This window comes from Bacillus sp. CGMCC 1.16541 (assembly GCF_003184905.1).
GTDB lineage: Bacteria > Bacillota > Bacilli > Bacillales > Bacillaceae_H > Priestia.
Genome location: NZ_QFRU01000009.1, coordinates 1 through 19,759, shown reverse-complemented (window position 1 = coordinate 19,759; position 19,759 = coordinate 1). Strand labels below are relative to the sequence as shown.

19 protein-coding genes and 1 pseudogene are annotated in these 19,759 nt (G+C 36.7%); 7 read left to right on the top strand and 13 right to left on the bottom strand.

The features are described 5' to 3' along the window. Positions 1 to 470: 470 nt before the first annotated feature. Both DIS06_RS10485 and DIS06_RS10480 read right to left on the bottom strand, forming a co-directional pair. Positions 471 to 1,511 carry an anthranilate phosphoribosyltransferase gene (locus DIS06_RS10485; RefSeq protein ID WP_110113222.1) on the bottom strand — a complete coding sequence of 347 codons (1,041 nt, stop codon included), beginning with the start codon at positions 1,509 to 1,511 and terminating at the stop codon, positions 471 to 473. 158 nt (positions 1,512 to 1,669) lie between these two features. Beyond that, a complete protein-coding gene (locus DIS06_RS10480) occupies positions 1,670 to 2,479 on the bottom strand; it encodes a 3D domain-containing protein (protein WP_110113221.1) in 810 nt (269 codons plus the stop codon). Positions 2,480 to 2,703: 224 nt separating this feature from the next. Between DIS06_RS10480 and DIS06_RS10475 the strand changes: the two are divergent. Then, positions 2,704 to 2,984, top strand: a pseudogene (locus tag DIS06_RS10475) (transposase); the annotation flags it as partial. A gap of 146 nt (positions 2,985 to 3,130) precedes the next feature. On the opposite strand, the gene nfsA reads toward DIS06_RS10475, so the two are convergent. Next, positions 3,131 to 3,880, bottom strand: coding sequence for an oxygen-insensitive NADPH nitroreductase (gene nfsA / locus DIS06_RS10470; RefSeq protein ID WP_110113219.1), 750 nt, complete (start codon positions 3,878 to 3,880; stop codon positions 3,131 to 3,133). A gap of 140 nt (positions 3,881 to 4,020) precedes the next feature. After that, the gene (locus tag DIS06_RS10465; protein ID WP_204166782.1) at positions 4,021 to 4,629 is read right to left on the bottom strand and encodes an alpha/beta hydrolase; all 609 of its coding nucleotides are present in this window, start codon (positions 4,627 to 4,629) and stop codon (positions 4,021 to 4,023) included. Between the two features lie 331 nt (positions 4,630 to 4,960). Between DIS06_RS10465 and DIS06_RS10460 the strand changes: the two genes are divergently transcribed. After that, positions 4,961 to 6,760, top strand: coding sequence for a transglycosylase domain-containing protein (locus tag DIS06_RS10460; protein WP_110113218.1), 1,800 nt, complete (start codon positions 4,961 to 4,963; stop codon positions 6,758 to 6,760). Positions 6,761 to 6,813: 53 nt separating this feature from the next. Here DIS06_RS10460 and DIS06_RS10455 read toward each other — a convergent pair whose 3' ends face one another. Beyond that, entirely contained in the window at positions 6,814 to 8,145 is a 1,332-nt protein-coding gene (locus tag DIS06_RS10455) for a polysaccharide biosynthesis protein (RefSeq protein ID WP_110113217.1), read from the bottom strand. Between the two features lie 295 nt (positions 8,146 to 8,440). Between DIS06_RS10455 and folE2 the strand changes: the two genes are divergently transcribed. The 3 genes from folE2 (at position 8,441) to DIS06_RS10440 (ending at position 11,613) form a co-directional block, all read left to right on the top strand. After that, on the top strand, positions 8,441 to 9,358 hold the full coding sequence (folE2, locus tag DIS06_RS10450; protein WP_239422018.1) for a GTP cyclohydrolase FolE2: 918 nt from the start codon (positions 8,441 to 8,443) through the stop codon (positions 9,356 to 9,358). A 159-nt stretch (positions 9,359 to 9,517) separates the two neighbouring features. Next, the gene (locus DIS06_RS10445; RefSeq protein ID WP_110113216.1) at positions 9,518 to 10,195 is read left to right on the top strand and encodes a response regulator transcription factor; all 678 of its coding nucleotides are present in this window, start codon (positions 9,518 to 9,520) and stop codon (positions 10,193 to 10,195) included. Positions 10,196 to 10,197: 2 nt separating this feature from the next. Further along, a complete protein-coding gene (locus DIS06_RS10440) occupies positions 10,198 to 11,613 on the top strand; it encodes a sensor histidine kinase (protein WP_110113215.1) in 1,416 nt (471 codons plus the stop codon). A 60-nt stretch (positions 11,614 to 11,673) separates the two neighbouring features. Here DIS06_RS10440 and DIS06_RS10435 read toward each other — a convergent pair whose 3' ends face one another. The 3 genes from DIS06_RS10435 to DIS06_RS10430 all read right to left on the bottom strand — a co-directional run bounded on the left by DIS06_RS10435 (position 11,674) and on the right by DIS06_RS10430 (position 15,094). Continuing rightward, positions 11,674 to 12,399 (bottom strand): FixH family protein, encoded by a 726-nt coding sequence (locus DIS06_RS10435; RefSeq protein ID WP_162595946.1) that lies wholly within the window; start codon positions 12,397 to 12,399, stop codon positions 11,674 to 11,676. A 673-nt stretch (positions 12,400 to 13,072) separates the two neighbouring features. Further along, complete coding sequence (locus DIS06_RS20140; RefSeq protein WP_162595945.1) at positions 13,073 to 13,219, bottom strand: hypothetical protein; 147 nt, start codon at positions 13,217 to 13,219, stop codon at positions 13,073 to 13,075. A gap of 153 nt (positions 13,220 to 13,372) precedes the next feature. Continuing rightward, positions 13,373 to 15,094 carry an ABC transporter ATP-binding protein gene (locus DIS06_RS10430; protein WP_110113213.1) on the bottom strand — a complete coding sequence of 574 codons (1,722 nt, stop codon included), beginning with the start codon at positions 15,092 to 15,094 and terminating at the stop codon, positions 13,373 to 13,375. Between the two features lie 170 nt (positions 15,095 to 15,264). Between DIS06_RS10430 and DIS06_RS10425 the strand changes: the two genes are divergently transcribed. Both DIS06_RS10425 and DIS06_RS20135 read left to right on the top strand, forming a co-directional pair. Further along, positions 15,265 to 16,344, top strand: coding sequence for an S-layer homology domain-containing protein (locus DIS06_RS10425; RefSeq protein ID WP_110113212.1), 1,080 nt, complete (start codon positions 15,265 to 15,267; stop codon positions 16,342 to 16,344). Positions 16,345 to 16,483: 139 nt separating this feature from the next. Beyond that, positions 16,484 to 16,666 carry a spore germination protein gene (locus DIS06_RS20135; RefSeq protein ID WP_162595944.1) on the top strand — a complete coding sequence of 61 codons (183 nt, stop codon included), beginning with the start codon at positions 16,484 to 16,486 and terminating at the stop codon, positions 16,664 to 16,666. Positions 16,667 to 16,719: 53 nt separating this feature from the next. On the opposite strand, the gene DIS06_RS10415 is transcribed toward DIS06_RS20135, so the two are convergent. From DIS06_RS10415 to DIS06_RS10395, 5 genes are all read right to left on the bottom strand, one after another. Then, positions 16,720 to 17,784 (bottom strand): copper resistance D family protein, encoded by a 1,065-nt coding sequence (locus tag DIS06_RS10415; protein WP_110113210.1) that lies wholly within the window; start codon positions 17,782 to 17,784, stop codon positions 16,720 to 16,722. A gap of 4 nt (positions 17,785 to 17,788) precedes the next feature. Beyond that, the gene (locus DIS06_RS10410) at positions 17,789 to 18,331 is read right to left on the bottom strand and encodes a copper resistance CopC family protein (RefSeq protein ID WP_110113209.1); all 543 of its coding nucleotides are present in this window, start codon (positions 18,329 to 18,331) and stop codon (positions 17,789 to 17,791) included. A gap of 192 nt (positions 18,332 to 18,523) precedes the next feature. Further along, entirely contained in the window at positions 18,524 to 18,703 is a 180-nt protein-coding gene (locus tag DIS06_RS10405) for a hypothetical protein (protein ID WP_110113208.1), read from the bottom strand. A gap of 241 nt (positions 18,704 to 18,944) precedes the next feature. Then, the gene (locus DIS06_RS10400; RefSeq protein ID WP_110113207.1) at positions 18,945 to 19,226 is read right to left on the bottom strand and encodes a Fe-S cluster assembly protein HesB; all 282 of its coding nucleotides are present in this window, start codon (positions 19,224 to 19,226) and stop codon (positions 18,945 to 18,947) included. 359 nt (positions 19,227 to 19,585) lie between these two features. After that, the coding region (locus DIS06_RS10395) for a zinc ribbon domain-containing protein (RefSeq protein ID WP_162595943.1) at positions 19,586 to 19,759 on the bottom strand (174 nt) is incomplete at its 5' end.

Here is a 19,759-nt window from a genome sequence, read left to right as displayed (position 1 = left end):
AGCATAAAATCCCTCACAAACATAAGTACTTGAATGAAACTAACGGTTTATATACGATAATGCTTTCACCTATGAACGTATTATTACTCATCGTCATGTAGTGATTGATTTCAAGTCGTTAACGTACAAATTACTTATGTATACCTTACATTATTGTTGTTACTATTTTGGTTCATATAGGAAGTTTTATACATGTGAATAAGTGAAAAATGAGGAACAGTCATGTCTTTGTTCATGTAAGCTTTGTTAACCTGTGAAATCAATAGGTCAGTTGAGAGCGATACGAGCAAAAAGGTAAATATGAAGAGATTTATAAGGATAAAAAAAGAGCCAGTGATTATAATCACTGACTTGCCTGCAAATAGGCCACAATGTTGTTGATTTAAGTAGCATAAAAATATTGATACTTTTCCATTATAATAGGTATTTGGAACCATGTCTATTGTTTTGTTTCTACACTGATCTATCTTCTAATTACGTCGGTTTCGCCATTGAAGCAACTTTTCATAACCTACTTTTGTTTTGAGTTGCTCTTTTGCATAATTCATTCCAGCCTCTATGCTGTCATCGTAACCAAATAAATAATAACGCAGCCCTGCATTAAAAACGACTTGGTTATACGCATACGTTAATTCTTCATAATTCTCTCCAGTTAAAAGTGCTTCAATCATTTGAGCTTGTTTTTGTACAGGTATCTTCTTATTAAATCGTTCTTCTTCAACATATACCCCATATTCTTTTGGACTGACGATAAATGACTCCATTTCTCCATTTGTGATTTTGTACACAAAGCTATTTCGGTGAACAGGAACGTCTTCTGACCCTTCAATTCCTTGAACAATATAAACGTTGTCGTATGATAAATCTTTAAAAATAGGCGCAATCTTATTAATAGCCGTACGATGGAATGCTCCCATCATAATTGATGATGCACCAGATATATTCAATAGTTTTTCTGCTGTATTGAGAAATGTACGAACGCCGATTTCATGTCGAATGTGTTTGACTGTTGAGAGTGGTGGAGAAAATTGTTCGACATTGGCAAATCCAATTCTCTCCTGTGTTATATCATCCGCAATCGCTTGTGAATCCTTAACAGTGTGTACGGATAACTCGTTTAAAACATCTGCGATGGTTACCCCGTATTTTGGAGGCAATGCATCACTGCAATGTAAAAAGGCCGGAATCCCTCTTTCAGCAAGTAGTAGTGATACAGGAATTGTAGCAAAGAATGAGTTGCGTCCAGCATATGGACTTGCAAAGTCAATAGTACGTGTTTTTATTTCTTCCGTTAACGTCAATTTTTTTGTTAAGTCACTAAATACGTGAACAAAAGCAAGTAATTCTTCAGGCATTTCTGTCTTTAAACGTTGAGCAATGAAAAAGGCAGCTACTTGTGCATCGGTCGCTTTTCCTGTTGCAATTTCTTCTGCTGCTTGTTTCGCTTGTTCATACGTTAAATCATTCGAGCCTCTTTTTCCCCTAGCAATCTCTTTAATCCACTGTTGCATACACTGTGCACGTTCCTCTCCATGTGAGTTATCGTTATAATAGTACGAATATTTCATATAGTCAAATATTACATTTAATCAAGCTTTATTAACCATTCATCACACGAAAAAAGCTCCGCCACGCGAATAGTGACGGAGCGACTTGCTCATTCATTGATTTACTCAATGATTTTTACATTTACTTGTTTACTACCCCACTCTATTGCTTCTTGTTCAGATGGAATAAATACATCAATTTTGTTTCCTTTAATCGCTCCACCTGTATCTGCAGCTGTTGCATATCCATATCCATCTACATATACTTTTGAACCTAGTGGAATGACATTTGGATCAACTGCAATCACTTTTTCATTAGGGTTTGCTTTTAAGTCAACACCTGTTGCTGTTGTACCGCTACAACCTTCACAATCTGCTGTATAAGCTGTTGCTGTAACTGTCATTTCATTTTTGACCACTACACCTTGTTGCTCCTCCTGTGATTCCTGTGGCTCTTGTTCTACAGGCTCACTTGGTTGAGCTGCTTGTGGTTGTGGTTCAGGCTGCGGAGCCTCTTTTACAGGTTGTTGTGCTACTGGTTGCACAGGTTGTTGCTCTGCTGTTGCAGCATTCACTTGTAATGTTAAGTTGTCACCAGGATAAATTGCATCAGATGACATTGTGTTCCAGTTCATGATTTCTGGGACTGTTACGCCATAGTGAGAAGCAATTGCCCATAATGTATCACCAGGTTTAACTGTATGTGTAACTTCTTTTATATTTGAAACATTTAGTTCCTGGCTTGGGAAGATGATATCATTTGAAAGTTGATTGTTTTCTTTCAATTGATCAACGCTCACATTGTGATTTTGAGCGATTCCCCATAACGTATCACCTGTTTGAACTTGATACGTTTCATGTGCCGACGCTCCCATAGCAAAGCTGCTAGATAGTAAAGCTGTCGTTCCTAGAGTAAATATAAATTTCTTCATAAAGAATACCTCCTTATTTACTCGATGATAGAATCATAACATGTCCACATTTCACAGCAATTACAGGAAGATTCTAGTTCGATTACAAGTTCACACATAGATTGCCATTACTTTGTAATGTTTCTGAATTTTTTCTCGACATAACAAAAGAGGGTGTCCCAAAAGGTATAAACTTTTGGGACACCCTCTTTTTAGGTTAGCTTCTAAAATTAGTCCGTTGATTTCCGTTCCAAACAACCTGTGCTAAAGACAAAGATACAAAAATCGTACAGGTCTCAGTGAGAAACCACCAACAACGAAAAGAAGTTCGTGAACGCTTGGCCACGGAAGAAGGAAGCAAAAGATACAGGCAGCGAAAAATAGATGTAGAGCCTGTGTTTGGACAGATTAAGCACAATCGAGCGTTTAACAGATTTGGGTTAAGAGGCCTATCCAAAATACCACGGATTGGGGTCTTATTTGCGCTGCACACAATTTACTGAAGTGGGCAGCGAACAAAAATTAGGGTAATGAAGGGAAGGAATATCCCTCTTTCCCTTATAAATCTATAAATCCATCAAATTAAAACCTAGAAACTGGATGAAAAGTAAAAGAGGCGACTCTCAGATCGAATTTATTCAACCTTTTGAGTGAGCCTCTTTTAATAGAACTCTATTGACGGTTGAAACCTTTCTTTTCCACAAACTCTTTCATATACATGCGTGTTGGATTCGATAACATGTTTGCCATTTGGCCAGTCCAAGTATCATTTCTTTTCCCGTCTGTACGTTCATTATAATAAGAAGAGATTTGCTTATTATAATGAAGTAATTGATTTTTAACAGCTTCATTATTTGATTCGTACGTTTCTTCATGATACACATGTTCAACTGGTAAGCGAGGCTTTTTATCTGACTCATCGACAGGATAACCGACTGTTAACCCAAACAGTGGAATCACTCGCTTTGGAACATTTAATAGTTTACTGACTTCTTCAAGGTTATTTCGTAACCCCCCGATATAACAGATGCCTAATCCCATTGATTCTGCCGCGATTGCTGTATTTTGTGCTGCTAATGACGCATCAATTAGCGCAACCATAAATTTTTCTGTACTTTCTAGTGATGTGCTCAAATCTTGCTGTTCCATCTCGGCTACAAGATCGTGACGATGAAAATCTGCACAGAAAATAAAAAGGTGACCATTTTCTGCAACATAAGGCTGATTTCCTGCTAATGCTGCTAGCTTTTCTTTCGTTTCTTTCTTTTTAATGCCAATTATGGAATACGCTTGAATGTAACTTGATGTTGAAGCGGCCTGTGCACTTTCTACTAATGTACGAATTTGTTCATCTGACAAAGGCTGATCTTTATAATGGCGAATCGAACGGTGATTCAAAATGGTTTCAATTGCTACATTCATCTTTTTCTCTCCCTTTCGTTCATTTGTAGTTTTAGTCTACCAAAGTGCAAGACGTTTGACCAAATTGTTGCCTTGTGAATAAAAAGAGAGTGCTTCACGCAGATTTTGTTCAATCTCCTGTTAAGGCACTCTCTTCTACATTATAAGGTTGTTTCGTACCATTGTTTTGCCGCTTCAATTTCCGTACGTGTTAGTTGATGACCAAACGATTCCCACTGTACTTTTACAGATGCTCCTGCATCTTGCAGTAAAGCTGTCAACTCACTGGTTTCTTCTGGTAAACAAATCGGATCATTATCACCTGCTCCGATAAAAACAGGCACATTTAGTAAAGAAGGCAACGACATGCCTCTACGTGGAACCATTGGGTGGAATAAAATAGCTCCTTTTAGTGAATTCTCATGATGAAACAGTAAGCTACCTGCAATGTTAGCACCATTTGAATAGCCCACTGCGACAACATTATTTCGATCAAATTCATATTTGTTTGCTGCTTCATCTAAAAAATCATGCAATTCCTTTGTACGAACTACTAAATCTTCAATATCAAATACCCCTTCTTGTAATCGACGGAAAAATCGAGGCATCCCATTTTCTAGAACATTTCCTCTCACCGATAATACACTTGCTTGTGGATCGATCATTGATGCAACCGGTAATAAATCCTGTTCGGTTCCACCTGTACCATGCAGCATGACTAACACTGGTTTTGTTTCATCCGTTCCTTTTTGAAAAATATGTTTCATCATGTTGAACTCCTCCTTTAGTTACCTTCTCGTTTTCACAAAGGTCGACTTAACTATACGACTATTATAGAGAAGGTCTCTTTCGTTGTAAAGTTTTTAATTCGAGATATTTTAATTACTAGTGAATCGTATATTTTGTCAAACTTTATGCATAATAAGGAAAAAAGATTATTGAGTTTGATTCCAGTTCGTTTTGAACGATAAGTCCATTTACTCAATTCTTCTTTCTATGTTTCACTCATTATAAAAAAGGTTAAACACATGTAGGTTGCATAACCCACCTATAAATGATTAAACGTTTCTCAAGAGGAAACGGCTATTGGAGTGACTCAACATGAGAAAATACATCTTATTCTTTTTAAGCATCTTATTAGTAGTGATGCTCATTGCATCATACATATTTAATCAAATGAAACAAACAGAAAATTTATCATACGAAGAATTGCAGTCGGTGGAAAGTACCGTCATTTATGATAAAAACGGAAATGAAGTCGACAAACTATATAAAACACTTCCGAGGGAAAATATATCCATCGAACAATTACCTGACCATGTAAAGATGGCTTTCGTTGCGACAGAAGATCGTCGCTTTTATAATCATTCAGGTATCGATGTTCAAGGAATTTTTCGTGCTGCTGCAAAAAACATCATAACAATGAGTAAGGCTCAAGGGGCTAGTACAATTACACAGCAACTTGCCCGAAACCTTTATTTATCAAATGAAAAAACGATTAAACGTAAAGTTGATGAAATGTTCATTTCCGTAGGTCTTGAGCAAAACTTTACAAAGGATCAAATTCTCGAACTATATGTGAATCAAATTTACTTTGGAAGCGGTGTATATGGAATTGGCGCTGCATCGAACCTTTATTTTAATAAAGATGTAGAAGATTTAACGGTTGGCGAAGCTGCCCTTTTAGCAGGTTTACCAAAAGCACCAAGTACGTACTCACCTAGCAATGACCCCGAGGCAGCAAAGACAAGACGTAATGTTGTATTAAAATTAATGCTCGACCAAGAAGTGATTGATGAAAACCAATATGAAACTGCTCGAAGCGAACCAGTAAGAGAACCATCTGTACCAGCGAAAACACAGAGTGACTATCAAGCTTTCATTGATTTTGCTGTACAGGAAGCGACTGAACTTTATGATGTATCAACAGATGACTTGTATGAAGGTGGATACAAAATCTATACAAATTTTGATCGCGCTTTGCAAGATTCAATGAATCAATCAGTAAACAATTATTCGTTCTCGGAAGATAGTGCTGAAAAAAAAGTAGAAGTGGGCATGGCAGCTGTTGATCCTTCTTCTGGTTATATTTCTGCGCTGTATGGCGGTCGAGATTACACGCAAAATGGCTTAAACCGAGCAAATGCAGCTTATCAGCCCGGTTCTGTTATTAAGCCTTTATCTGTGTACGGACCTGCTTTAGAATCCGGTGATTACACATCGAATTCAATACTAGAAGATGAGCCCATCGATATTAGCGGCTATAAACCAAAAAATGCAGACGGCCGTTATCGAGGGAGTGTGACAATGGAAGAAGCGGTAGCACGCTCATTAAACATCCCGGCTGTTTCTTTATTAAACGATATTGGTGTTGACCGCGGATTTGATTTTATTGAGGACTCAGGCATTACATTATCAGACGATGACAAAAATTTAGCGTTAGCGCTTGGTGGAATTACAGGCGGCTTCTCTCCTATCGAATTATCACAAAGCTATACAACCTTTGCAAATGACGGTGTGATGAATGAAGCAAGAGCCATCTCAAAGTTGCACATGCGCGATGGTACAGTTATCGAACTTGAAAAAGAATCAAAAGAATTAATGGAGCCAGAATATGCAAAAGAAATGACAAAAATGCTTGTAAGTGTTGTTGAAGAAAGCTATGGAACAGGCCGTAGAGCTCAATCACCCGTCAAAGTAGCTGGAAAAACAGGAACAACTCAACTCAGTCAAGAAAATCGTGAAGCGAATAAAGATGCTTGGTTTGTTGGGTACAATTCAGATTTGGTTCTGTCTATTCACCTCGGTTTTGACAGTCCTGATAATAATCACTATTTAGAAGGTGGGGGCGGCGATGATCCAGCTCGACTATTTAGAGAGATAATGGAGAATATGCAGTGAAAAAGCTTGGGGTCGTGAACAGCCCCAAGCTTTTCTTTCTATTTCTCCCTTGCCTACGTCGATTGTGGTTTATGCTTTAATGAAAAAATAGAAACGTGTGTAACACGGCAAATGGTCACATAATGTAAAATCGTTAATAACACTGCACCGGTATTCATTCCAATGATAATCCCACTCATTCCAATACTTGATTGAGAACCTAGAAAAAACATAAGTGAGAACGACACAATATGAGACCATATCGTGTGTAACAAGGCATCTTTGATAAGACCTAATCCAATTAAATAAGCTTGAAGCGGAATGGCAAAAAAGTGAAAAATAAAGTACGGCCATAACGAACGTAAATAGTAAGCAGCTTCTGTTGAATGAAAAAACAAATTGGTTAGTGGACCAGCAAACACATACATGGCTAAGATCGATGGAACTCCGTATAGAAACGTTAAATGCATGCTTTGCTTTAAAAGATCTTGTAATTTACTAATGTTTTGTTTAGAGTGAGCGTGTGAGACAGCTGGGATTAATGCAACTAATAGAGAGTGAGCAAAGAAAGCTGGAAAGAAACCAATGGTCATGGCTACTCCCGTTAACATTCCAAAATGCTGTGTAGCAATCCCCATCGTCATCCCTGAAATGACAAGAGCTTGTTTTATTAAAAAAGGTTGAAATGCATTACAAACGGCGTTAAATAAGCGTAATCCTGTTGTTGGTAACGATACACTAAGTAACTCTTTTCGAACTTGACTAGAAGTCAAAGAAGATCGATATCCTTTTGAAATGACATTTATTTGTGTAATGTACGTTAAGAAGAAATAAAGTAGAATAATTCCTTCCGTTCCAATCAGTGTGCATATCGCAACAAATAACGATGTTTTCACATCTTCAAAGTGAAAGGTTTGAAAAACAAGAAACAAAATGGTAAGCTGGACTGCTTTTCGAATAAAATTGGAAATAGCAATCGTCGTCATGTTATTTTTGCCAGTAAAGTACCCTCTAAGTACCGCTGAAAATGCAACAATTGGTATAAACAGTAACACAGCCCACTTTAATTGGGGATGATAGTGTTCAAAAAAAGGAAAAACACTTACAATAACCAATGTAAGAAAAAAGAAAACAACACTAATAAAGGTTGCAAAGCTTATTGCGTGCCGAATCATATGAGGATGTTCTTTTCGGTCATGTTGTGCAATAAATTTTGAAATTGAAATTGGTAACTCTAAATTGGCAACTGTTGCAATGAGGAAGATGACAGGAAGTACAGACATATACATCCCCATTCCTTCCTTACCTAACTCTCTCGCTAACACCATGTTGACGAGAAATTCGACCAGTTCACCTATAAATGCTGCACCAGCTAATATAAACGTTCCTTTTAAAAACGTGTTCATTCTTCAATCTCCCTTGCGCCTTGTCCTATATAAAACTATATGTCAAACATTCATAGATAAGTCCATCCTAATCACTCACCTTCATTCTTAAAAGAAATAAGGTTCCACAAACAGAAGCTTAAATCTTAAAAATCCTTGTTTATTAACACATTTAGATATGACTTTTACAAGAAATCACAGTAAGATAAATAAAAAATGAGTCAATAAACTTGCAATTCAAGAGAAAACTAGGTAAAATTTCTCAAGATTCAACCATTCTATCAAGCTATGATTAGATGGGGAGAGGAGCACGAAGATGACAACAATGACAAAGATACAATTACCGTTTAAAGAAGAAAGACATAAATTATTCGGTTCTGTGGAGCCAGGCCCAAAAACAAAACCAACAAAAAAAGAGGACATGCCTGATTTACAAAATACAAAGCGTGACTTTTTATTCGATATTGAAGCAGTTGGAATTTCAAATGTAAAAATGCCGGTTGTAGTGGAATCAACTCTTAAACCGACAACACAAACAACCATTGCAACATTTACCCTTACATCATCCGTATCGCGTGATGCAAAAGGAACAAACATGAGCCGCTTTACCGAGCTGCTTGAGCAATACCGACTTGATGGAGGGTTCGACCTTTCATTCTCAACATTATCTCGTTTTATTGTAGAGTTAGCGGATCGTCTTGGTGTTGAAGATGCTAAAGTAGATATTTCGTATCCATGGTTTTATGATCAGGTTGCACCAGCTTCAGGATTATCTGGATTGAACCATGCAGAAGCGCGCATGACAATTGACTATAATAAAGAAACTGGCATAAAAAAATCAGTTGGGTTAACAGCTGTTGTGAAAACATTATGCCCGTGTTCAAAAGAAATTAGTGAATATAGTGCACATAACCAACGTGGAAACGTAATTGTAGATACGAGATTAACAGATGATGTAACCGATACGGTGGATTGGAAAGCTTCTCTTTTAGAAGCCATTGAATCAAATGGAAGCGCAAAAATTCATCCGATTTTAAAGCGTCCAGATGAAAAAATGGTGACAGAACAAGCCTATGAAAATCCTCGTTTCGTCGAAGATATGGTACGTTTAGTTGCTGCCGATTTATATGAATACGATTTTGTAGAAGCATTTACAGTTTCATGCCGTAATGAAGAATCTATTCACCTGCACGATGCTGTTGCCCGAGTTTCATTTGATAAAACAGCTCAATAAAAAATAGCGCCCTTTTAAAAGGGCGCTATTTTTTATTGCTGAAACGATAAAACTTGAAAATGTTTTAATACTATGAAGAAGTTTCACCCACATTTCACATTTTCCGATTATAATTTAAGGGTACTAGGATTTAATCAATGAAAGGTGTTTGCAAACAAAATGGAAAACGTTAAACTATTAATTATTGATGATGAACCTGATATGAGACAAATGCTTTCTTTGTACCTTCACCGAGAAGGATATGAATGCGTAGAAGCAGAAAATGGAATAGAAGCGTTAAAAGTGTTAGATTATTACACTCCCTCTCTTATCCTCGTTGATGTGATGATGCCTTTTTTGGACGGGTTTACATTAGTCAATAAAATTCGCCAATCACATACATGCCCCATTATTTTCTTAACAGCACGCGGTGATGAATGGGACCGTATTCACGGATTAAAGTTAGGTGCGGATGATTACATTGTCAAACCGTTTAGCTTAGGTGAATTGTCCGCTCGTATTGAAGCCGTATTACGAAGAACTCGAGGGACTAAGCTTCGTACCGATTCAAAAGAGACCTTTGGGATTCTTTCATTTGATCAACTTGGGCGAAAGGTATACGTACAAGAAGAAGAAGTATCTCTTACTTTGAAAGAATATGAATTGCTGCTGTTTCTATGTCAACATCCAGGTCACGTGTTTTCACGTGAACATTTACTAGAAAAAGTGTGGGGCATCGATTATTTAGGCAGTGAACGTACAGTAGATACACACATTAAAACGTTGCGACTTAAATTAGGTGAGGCAGCTTCTATCGTTAAGACCGTATGGGGTGTTGGCTATAAAGCTGAGGTGTAAAAATGAAAAAACGTTGGCTCTCTATCAGTATACATACGAAAATACGTATTGTGATTAGCTTGTTTATTCTCTTTTCAATTTTATTTTCATTTCTATTCATCCACTTCCTTTATAAAGATTTGTATGTGAAAAAGATTGAACAATCTCTTATTACAGAAGGAAATATGATTGCAGCTCATTATCATAGTGGAGATATTCCTTCCTTTTTAATAGGAAATGTGAACTGGCATAATACAATTTCAGAAGCAGAAGTGATGATTTTTAACGATCCTCGCGAACTCAGTATGTACACGATTTTTGATGATGACTATCAAGCTGTTATTTCTGAAGAAGAACGGAAGCAACTGTTAAAAGGTCAACACCTTATCAAACAAGGATACGAAGAAAAATTTGAACGAAATATTATTGGAGTAATCACTCCTCTTTTAGATAACAAAGATGGTCATTTAGCTGGGGTGGTTTATTTGTATCTTCCCCTTCCTTCCATCTATGAAGTGTTCAATAAAGCAACACCTATTTTAATTGGAACAGGCCTTATCGTGTTTGCTCTTTTATTTCTTATCGGAGATTGGTTAACAAAGTCACTCGTTTATCCGATTCGAAAAATGAAGCAATTTTCTCAAGCAGTCGCAGCTGAAGATTTCTCGGCACGCGTAGATGTTACAAATAAAGATGAATTTGGTCAATTAGCCAACGCGTTTAATCAGATGGCATACACGCTTGAAGAATCTAGTGAACAAAAGAAAGAATTTTTAGCAAATGTCGCACATGAATTGCGTACACCGCTTAGTTATGTAAAAGGATACAGCGAGATACTAGAGCAAGAATTAGTAGATAGCGAGCAAGAGCGCAAGGAATACCTTTCTCTTATCCGGCGTGAATCAGAGCGAATGAATCGACTTGTTAAAGACTTATTAGATCTTGCTCAACTCGAAGGAAATGATCAACCACTGTTCAAACAGCCACTTGTGTTTGCACAATTGCTTGAAGATACTGTACACTCTTTTTCATTAAAAGCAAAAGAAAAAAACATTTCAATCTCTTCTTCCTTTGACCATGAATTAATTGTAAATGCCGACCCTAACCGTCTACAGCAACTTTTTTACAATTTGTTACAAAATGCGCTTCGCTACACGAATGAAGGTGGAAATATACACATTGAACTCAAAAAAGAACGTGATATGATTGTAGCGTCTGTGAGAGATGACGGTATTGGTATTTCCAAAGAGGATCTTGTTTATATCGGAGAACGATTTTACCGAGCTGACAAAGCACGTACACGCGAAAAAGGTGGAACAGGATTAGGGATGGCCATTGTAAAACAAATTGTAGAACGTCACGAAGGTACTCTTCATATTGAAAGTGAACTTGGAACAGGAACAACCGTTTTTATTCGACTTCCTTATAAAGACATGTAAACATCTAAAAAGAGGGAATGTGCCTAGTGGAATCCCATTTTGACACCTTCCCTCTTTTCGTTACTTTACACTCACTTCGATTGTTGTATGCTCATGAAGTCCTGCATCGTTTTCGACATGAACTTGCACGTAATACGTTCCTTCCTCACCAAACGTATACGGAGCATCATAAGAGTTACTCTCTTTTTGTTCGACTGCATTTACCCAATCATGCTTATCGGTACCATCTTTCCAGATTTCAAATCGAACATCCGCTTCTGGTAACGATTGCTCTTCTACTTTTACTGTAGCAGATAAGATCGTCTCTTCTCCCTTTACAGCAACATTTGGAGTCAAACTAATACTAGCACCGTGATGATGGTGTTCAGCTTCCTTCGAATGGGAATCCTCCACTAAAGCTTCACTTGGATTTCCTATGACAATATTCGTTTTAGGCATATTATGATAGCTTTTAGCTGTTACATGTGACTGAACAGTATAGACACCTTCAGTTTCAAACGCTTTCGTTATACTATATACACCGTCTCCTTCATGCTTCGCTTCAATTATTTCACTATCTTCTTTTTTACTATTTTCCCAAACCTCAAACTGAACCTCATCTGCATCATTCACAGGATCTGTTCCATATGTAATTGCTGCTTTAAACGCTACTTCTTCATTGACGTTCGCGTTTTCAGGTCCGCTTAAATTGACTTCAAGCATTTTAGGCTCATTATCGCCTACTGTGTTCGTTTGTTCCCCGTCTTGTCCACATGCAGTTAAAAAAGTAAAAGATAATGCAACCAACAGAGCCATCCTCTTCATATGTATCAACCTTTCAATGTGTAAACTAGATGCATTTCATCTTCTATCCTACCATGAAAAATAAAATGCTCTTATCACTTTTTCATCATACTTTCTATTTGTGAGAGAAAAATGAAATTGAGGTGAAAGATCTTTCTATTTACAAACTAAATAGAGATATTATATTATCAATAACAAGAATCATTACTATTTATGTTTAACCAACTAATGTGAGCAATGAACAAAAAGACACAGTAACAAAATTAATATCAACTATCCAAAAGAAATTCCCAATGCAGATTCTTATTTTAACTACTTTTCCACAAATGAAATGTACGTTTGTCAATCCAACAGTTTTTGTAAAATAAGGTGAATTAGCACTTGAATCGACGTCAAATTATCTCTAAATACATTAGAAAGCAGAAGTCACTTTTTGGACTCCTGCTTCTAGTTTTTATTTTTTATCATTTAGAGCCAATATGTGCGGACTAAACATGTATTTCTTTTGTATCTTTTATCAGGAAGGATTCCTATAAAAGAGACTTTTACATATTTAAATCGTATGAATTGAAAAGATAACCATTGAGAAGTAACAAAACAAGAGGAACAAACTAAAAAAGTTGAAGATTCAAGCTAGAAGTACCATAATCTAATTATCACTTCAGCACTCGCTCACTTATTTCTGTAATTTGTTCATTTCGATTACTAATACGTTCTTAAAGTTTGGATTTGTCGTAGGAATCAATTCGCATGTTCCATTACGGTAAATGTGCATAATCTTATATTCCTCTTTATTGTACATAACGTGATCTCCTAATTTCATTTTCATCTCTCCTTCAAGTTTTATTTTGAAAATTGTAAATTTTTAATAATTTATCATTAATCGCAAAACAATGCAAGTACTTTTTTTATTTTTTTACACATTCGACAAAAAAAACAAAAGAGCCGCTTTAAAACGACTCTTTTTATATACCCATTATGACAAGGCTTTAAACTGTTGATTAACAAGTATACGATAAAAATCATGATTTTTCAATAATTCTTCGTGTGTTCCGATTCCAGTTACACGTCCTCTTTCAATGACAACGATTTGATCAGCATTGATGACTGTTGACAATCGATGGGCAATAACGAACGACGTACGCTCTTTCATAATTGTCTCTAGCGCTTCTTGTACCAGCTTTTCTGACTCGGAATCTAAGCTAGCTGTCGCTTCATCTAATAAAAGGACTTGTGGATCTCGCAGTAGTGCTCGTGCTATTGCAATTCGTTGACGTTGCCCTCCAGATAAATTTACACCTCTTTCACCAATCATCGTGTCATACCCTTGCGTAAACGTTGTAATAAATTCATGAGCATTGGCCATTTTAGCTGCGTCTATCATTTCTTCATCTGTTACGTGTTTTTCTAACCCATACGTCATGTTTTCCCGTATCGTTCCTGCTAGAATAGGAGAATCCTGTTGCACATAACTAAACAGTTGCCTCCAGGAGCGCAAGTTTATTTGTTGATACGGTTCTCCATTTAAACGCATCTCTCCTGACTGCGGCTCGTAAAACCGCTCAATCAACGAGAAAATCGTTGACTTACCTGCTCCGCTAGGACCGACAAATGCCGTCACTGTACCTTTTTTCGCTTCAAATGTGATGTCTTCTAAGACGACTTTATCATCGTATTGAAACCGAACGGAATGAAACGATAATGTTCCTGCTTCAGTTAGTTCCTTTCCGCGTTCATATTCTTCTTCTTTTTCTTCTAATATGTCAAAAATACGCTCGGATGCTCCTTTTGTTTGTTGAAAGCTCGTCACAAAACGGGTGAGCGAACCAACCGGTACCATGATTTGAAACAAGTACAGAACGAATGCTACCAGATCTCCAGCGGAAATGAGACCTTGACTTACACGATAAGATCCAAACCCGACAATTGTAATTAAAACAGCTGTCATGATTGTACTAATAATAGGCGAAATAATCGCTTCAATTTTAGCTCTTCTAATTCCAAATGTAAACAGCGATTGAAATGTCGTAACACCCGCTGAGAATTCTTTTTGCTCTGAATTATATGCTTTAATAAGACGTATCTCTCCTAGCATTTGAGCTAAAAAGGCGGTTAGCTTAGACATGTGATCTTGTTGTTCTTTTGCGATTTTATGTACTTTTCGTGCAAGTGGCATAACGAGCACAAACATGACAGGAATAACGGCTAGTAAAATAAATGTCATCGGTACATCTAATGTAAACAAGATGATCATGGCGACAACGATTGATAAAATATTTTTCACAAAATCAATCATCTCTGTTGATAAAAGGTTCATCACAATGGTCGTGTCATTTGTAATACGACTCACCATCTCACCTGAACGATTTTTGTCATAATAAGAAACAGGTAACCGAATTAATTTATCCCACACTTTTGTTCGAAGCTCTCGAACAACTCCTTGACCCACTTGAGCTAAGAGATATAGTGAGATTGCACTCGTTATCATTTGAATTAAAAATAACCCAATAATTCCACCTACAACTTGAGGTGTAATTCCCTGGCTAATCGTATCCATTAACTGTTTAATCAGAAGTGGAATGGATAGGGCGGTTGCTGTATTAATTAACGATAATACAAATGAAATCACTAATTTTCCAACAGGAGGACGAGTTAGCACCCATAATTTTCGAAATTCAAAACTAGACTTCTCTTTCATACTGACCCTCTTCTCTCTTTACTTGCTTTTTTATTTTACCTTATTACAAGGCAATTAGCGAAATCATACGCATCCCTCACTTATATGGTAAACTTTTACTAGATGACAATATTTTAAAATAATAGTAGAATCTTAACTGTGATGACATATATTACTAAGGAGTTGAATTAATGAAGAAAATTCGTATATGGATAGCACTTATTCTATCTCTTACACTTACACTACAAGTATCATCTGTAAGTGCAGCAAATAAAACGTCTGAATCCTATTTAGCCTACGATATTGTGAATCATCATGCGTATAACGAGCTAGATGATTTTATGGCAGCAGATATTATTGATGGAACGTTAAATGAACACGGTTTAGTAGAGATAAAGCCAAATCATTCTGTCACACGCGCTCAATTTACCAAGATTCTTGTGAATGCGTTAAACTTGAAGGCTAGTGCTAGTTCAAAAACTTTTATCGATGTCAAAAAAGACGATTGGCACTATGAATACATAACGATCGCAAGCAGCTTAGGAATTGTAACGGGACGAGAAGATGGAAAGTTCTATCCTTATGAACAAATTAAGCGCGAGCATATGGCCGCTATGATTCACCGTGCGTTTAAAAACAGTGTAGCGTTTAAACGTACCAACACGTCATTTAAAGACGTACCTGCTACACATTGGGCTTATAAAGAAATTAATGAAGCTTCATCTGTCGGCATTATTAATGGATACACAGAAACAAACGAATTTCGTCCATTAAACAAGGCAACAAGAGCTCAAGCTGTGTTAATGATTCATCGTGCACTTAAACAAGAAACAAAAAACACACCGACAGCTCAAAGCATTGAGAAGTTCATGAGAGGCCACGTTGATGCCGAAATGTCATTACTTCGTGCAAATGACTTCTCAGCATTGGAAACTTTATTCAATAAAAACACGACTGGTTTCTATCGTACAGTTGGGCTTGAATCAATCGACATGTATAAGTTATTTGCCGACATGGGTGCGACTCTTTCCATAGAGCCAGTTGGAACTTATACCATTTCTATCACACATCTTAATGATCGATATGTACAAGTTGAAACGAAAAATGCGAAGCAAAAAGTCCATATTAAGCAAGGTACATCAACCTATAAAGATACACTAGATGTATCAGGTGTCTATTCATTAAGAAAAGATTTATCTGGTAATTGGAAGATTTATAACTACATTCCAACGGATGAATCACTTGCAAATCGATCACTATTTGGTCTTTAACACAAAAGTCTTTACCAACCGTATGCACTACAACGTGAATGAGTTGGTAAAGACTTTTTTAATGTCTGTTTCTCCCCTTTCTGTCTATACAACCATGACAAGCTTTGCATATAGTAGAGAAAAAGAAAGGTTTGACTATATGCCAGTTTTCATTAAAAGTGTTTATATAAAAAGTGTAGAAGGCGGAATCGTTAATTTTGGTGATATTTATTGCATCTGTCCAAAGACAGTGGAAAAAACAGTCGAGGGCGCTGGAGCGGCGAATACGTCTCCAATCGATACGATAAATGAAACGAACGAAATGATCATGCCTGAAGAATAAAAAAAGCAGTGTCAATTAGAGTCCGATTCTTCTACATTGACACTGCCTTTTTTTCATAACCGAATACTTGTAAGTACACTAATATAAAGAGCAAACACTAGTAGAAAACTACATACTATACTCATCCAACTATTCATCTTTTTATAAAAACTAACGATTAAATAAAGAGCAAACAACAACGAAATCCCTAAAAATAGGATACTTATCATCGTTACTTCTATTTCTAAAGGTAAGGAAACAGGTCGACCATAAATAAAGGGGAATATGGTTGAATGAGTGGCAATGTGTTCAATATCAATGGGCGGCGATTGCGTCGTCATCATTCCTGTCCATAAAAAAACGAGAAGGAGAACAATACTTTCTGCACGAATCCAGTGAATTGGGCTGTAATGTTGTTCTTGATTGACTTTGCGACTTAAAAAACCATTAATCACAGCGAACAACAACAATGGTATGATGGTTATATGCTTTAATAATAGCGCATGACCATATGGTGTCGCCCACGCATCCACATAGTGATCGAAACCAACAATTAACCACATCAGAAGAAACCCTGTACTAAATGCTAGAACAACACACCCAACAGCCAAAGGCGTAAACCATTTTAAAAAAGCTTGCCAGTGCTTATCTTCTTTTACAAACCAGCCAACATAAAACACAATCCCTGCCCACACTGCCACAGTTAGAAAGTGCACAAGATGAGCACCTAAACCTACCCAGATGTTTTGTGAAGCTGCATGACTTGCATATGACAATGCAAGTAACACACCTACGGAAAATCCTAGTTGTATATGTCTATGGCTTTCTAAATAAATTGATAATGCTACTAAAATGGATACAAAGAGTAAGACAAACCAAGCTTGTCCTACTCGCGTTTCTGTGACGATTAAAAATAATGTTTGAGCAACGCTTTGTTCATTTGACAATGTAAGTGTAAGGCTCAAAATGTTACCAAATGCTGCAACTGGAATAGAAGCTGCAAACCACATAGGTAAATTTTTTGATGCAGAAATGATGGGCTTTTGCGTATCGTCCACATAACCTAAAATGACCCATCCCATAAGGAGTGATACGCTTATATAAGTGAACCACTCTAAAATGGATAACAACACTTCCATCAGCTTATCCTTTCTTTCTCTTTCTTAGGAAGAATAAAACAGATACTCCTATGATAAAGAGCAGCACAATAAACGCGACAAAAAAGAACGGTGTAGACGTTTCATTTGCTGTTTCACTTTGAGGTTGTTTGTTTGGAGATAATGGTTCTTCTGTCACTTCGTTTTTTTGTTCTGTTTGTTCTTTTTCAGTAGTTGGTTTATCTGCATCGACTTCAAATGAAATTGTATCTTTCATCACATGACCGTCTGCCCCAATGATATTCCACTTCACTTCGTACTGACCATTTTCTAACGGCTTACCTACTTTGCCAGTTAACTGATTATCAGTAATGGTTTCTGTTGCAATCTCTACCGGTTCTCCATCTTTTGTTAATGTCATTGTACTTAACTTTTCAATTTCTGTATCAAATGTAAGGACAACTTCTTCAATCGGTTCTTTTACAACCGCTCCATTTTCAGGGTTAGCAGTTTTTAAATGCGTATGTGCAAACCCTATATTGGGAACGAACAGAAAAAACATACACAAACTAACGACTATTTTTTTCAAGTTTAATCAGCCTTTCTTTTTCTATGTATCTTCAGTATGAACGCGTTCTTATCATATCAAACAATTAAATTCATGAGCAAAGCATTGTATCGTATGTCACAAAAGTGTCAAAACCCTCTTTTGTCTCTTTGTCAAAAAAATCTCTTGCTTATGCATCCATCGTTTTGATGAGATGTCATAGGCAAGAGAGTCTTAGTCATTTGTATTTAAGTATCGCTTTAACTTATGCTCAATAAACATTCGCTCAACTAGGTGATTTAGTTGCTTTTCGTACGTCTCTTTCTCCGATTTTGTTGATGCTTCACGTATTTTTTGCTTTAAGAGCTTAATTTGTTCTCTTTGTTCAATCGACACATGATGAGTTAAAAGCATGCTTCCTCATCCCTTTCATGCTTTTAATTCGATTGAACCAATTTTTAACAAATCCTTCAATAACTTTGTCAACGAAGCTTACATCCTATTTACCGAGCCATGTGTCGTTAAAACCGTGTCAAATAACAGAACATGATATAGCATTTGAACACAAACTAATTCGATGTATGTTGCAGCTAGATATGAATGATTTAGACATTATCCCTTGTATATACATTAGAGATGCCGCTCTCCCCCATCATTAACAATCTGTCTTCACTCCTACAAGCGCTAAGCCAGGTCCATACGGTGTTGTGTGAACGTCTAAAATGAGTTCGTCTGTATAAGGAAGAATGTCGGGTTGAATCGCTACTTTAATTCCATTAATGATTTGCAGTTCGTCCCCTTCTTCCTCAGGTTGAAAAGCTAAGCCAATATTCGGAATTTCACAGCTAATTCCTTTAAAAAATAAACGAATTCCCTCAATTCCTTGTTCTGCTAAGACTTCTTCTACGAGTGTTTTTGCTTTTGAAGTAATAACCATTGAGCCTTCTATCTCCTTCTGTTACATAATCATATTTTGTTGTTTTATCTGCTTTTGATCCTTATTTACCTTATAAGAAAATGCGTGAAAAGTATACACTTTTCACTTTAATTATAATTATTATAATTTAGTATTTTTTAAATTTTACATTTGTTATAATCAATATACATTAACATCATCAGGAGGAATCATTATGAAACTTGAACAAGTATTGAACGTACAAATTGCTACACTTGAAAAGCACATTTAGATGTTAAATTCATCATTAAGTCAAGCTTGAACTACTCCCACTTAACACTCTTACGAGCTGTTTGAAGTGGGAGATTCCTAAGAACACCAACCTAACGGTTAGTTATTGATTAGGCGATCCCCGTAGTCCCTACGGTTAGAAGTCTTATTGCTTCATTTTTAAGATTTTGTCCTGCGTTAATATCTCGATCATGATGGGTGCCACAAGAAGGGCAATCCCATTCACCGAGGTTGAGATTTTTAACGGCTTTGTTTTGGTAGCCACAAATTGAACATAATTGAGA

What these genes read in the sequence shown, in the direction of transcription:
- DIS06_RS10485 (WP_110113222.1), bottom strand. Translation starts at nt 1,511, where the DNA reads ATGCAACAGTGGATTAAAGAGATTGCTAGGGGAAAAAGAGGCTCGAAT.
- DIS06_RS10480 (WP_110113221.1), bottom strand. Translation starts at nt 2,479, where the DNA reads ATGAAGAAATTTATATTTACTCTAGGAACGACAGCTTTACTATCTAGC.
- nfsA (WP_110113219.1), bottom strand. Translation starts at nt 3,880, where the DNA reads ATGAATGTAGCAATTGAAACCATTTTGAATCACCGTTCGATTCGCCAT.
- DIS06_RS10465 (WP_204166782.1), bottom strand. Translation starts at nt 4,629, where the DNA reads ATGATGAAACATATTTTTCAAAAAGGAACGGATGAAACAAAACCAGTG.
- DIS06_RS10460 (WP_110113218.1), top strand. Translation starts at nt 4,961, where the DNA reads ATGAGAAAATACATCTTATTCTTTTTAAGCATCTTATTAGTAGTGATG.
- DIS06_RS10455 (WP_110113217.1), bottom strand. Translation starts at nt 8,145, where the DNA reads ATGAACACGTTTTTAAAAGGAACGTTTATATTAGCTGGTGCAGCATTT.
- folE2 (WP_239422018.1), top strand. Translation starts at nt 8,441, where the DNA reads ATGACAACAATGACAAAGATACAATTACCGTTTAAAGAAGAAAGACAT.
- DIS06_RS10445 (WP_110113216.1), top strand. Translation starts at nt 9,518, where the DNA reads ATGGAAAACGTTAAACTATTAATTATTGATGATGAACCTGATATGAGA.
- DIS06_RS10440 (WP_110113215.1), top strand. Translation starts at nt 10,198, where the DNA reads ATGAAAAAACGTTGGCTCTCTATCAGTATACATACGAAAATACGTATT.
- DIS06_RS20140 (WP_162595945.1), bottom strand. Translation starts at nt 13,219, where the DNA reads ATGAAATTAGGAGATCACGTTATGTACAATAAAGAGGAATATAAGATT.
- DIS06_RS10430 (WP_110113213.1), bottom strand. Translation starts at nt 15,094, where the DNA reads ATGAAAGAGAAGTCTAGTTTTGAATTTCGAAAATTATGGGTGCTAACT.
- DIS06_RS10425 (WP_110113212.1), top strand. Translation starts at nt 15,265, where the DNA reads ATGAAGAAAATTCGTATATGGATAGCACTTATTCTATCTCTTACACTT.
- DIS06_RS20135 (WP_162595944.1), top strand. Translation starts at nt 16,484, where the DNA reads ATGCCAGTTTTCATTAAAAGTGTTTATATAAAAAGTGTAGAAGGCGGA.
- DIS06_RS10415 (WP_110113210.1), bottom strand. Translation starts at nt 17,784, where the DNA reads ATGGAAGTGTTGTTATCCATTTTAGAGTGGTTCACTTATATAAGCGTA.
- DIS06_RS10405 (WP_110113208.1), bottom strand. Translation starts at nt 18,703, where the DNA reads ATGCTTTTAACTCATCATGTGTCGATTGAACAAAGAGAACAAATTAAG.
- DIS06_RS10400 (WP_110113207.1), bottom strand. Translation starts at nt 19,226, where the DNA reads ATGGTTATTACTTCAAAAGCAAAAACACTCGTAGAAGAAGTCTTAGCA.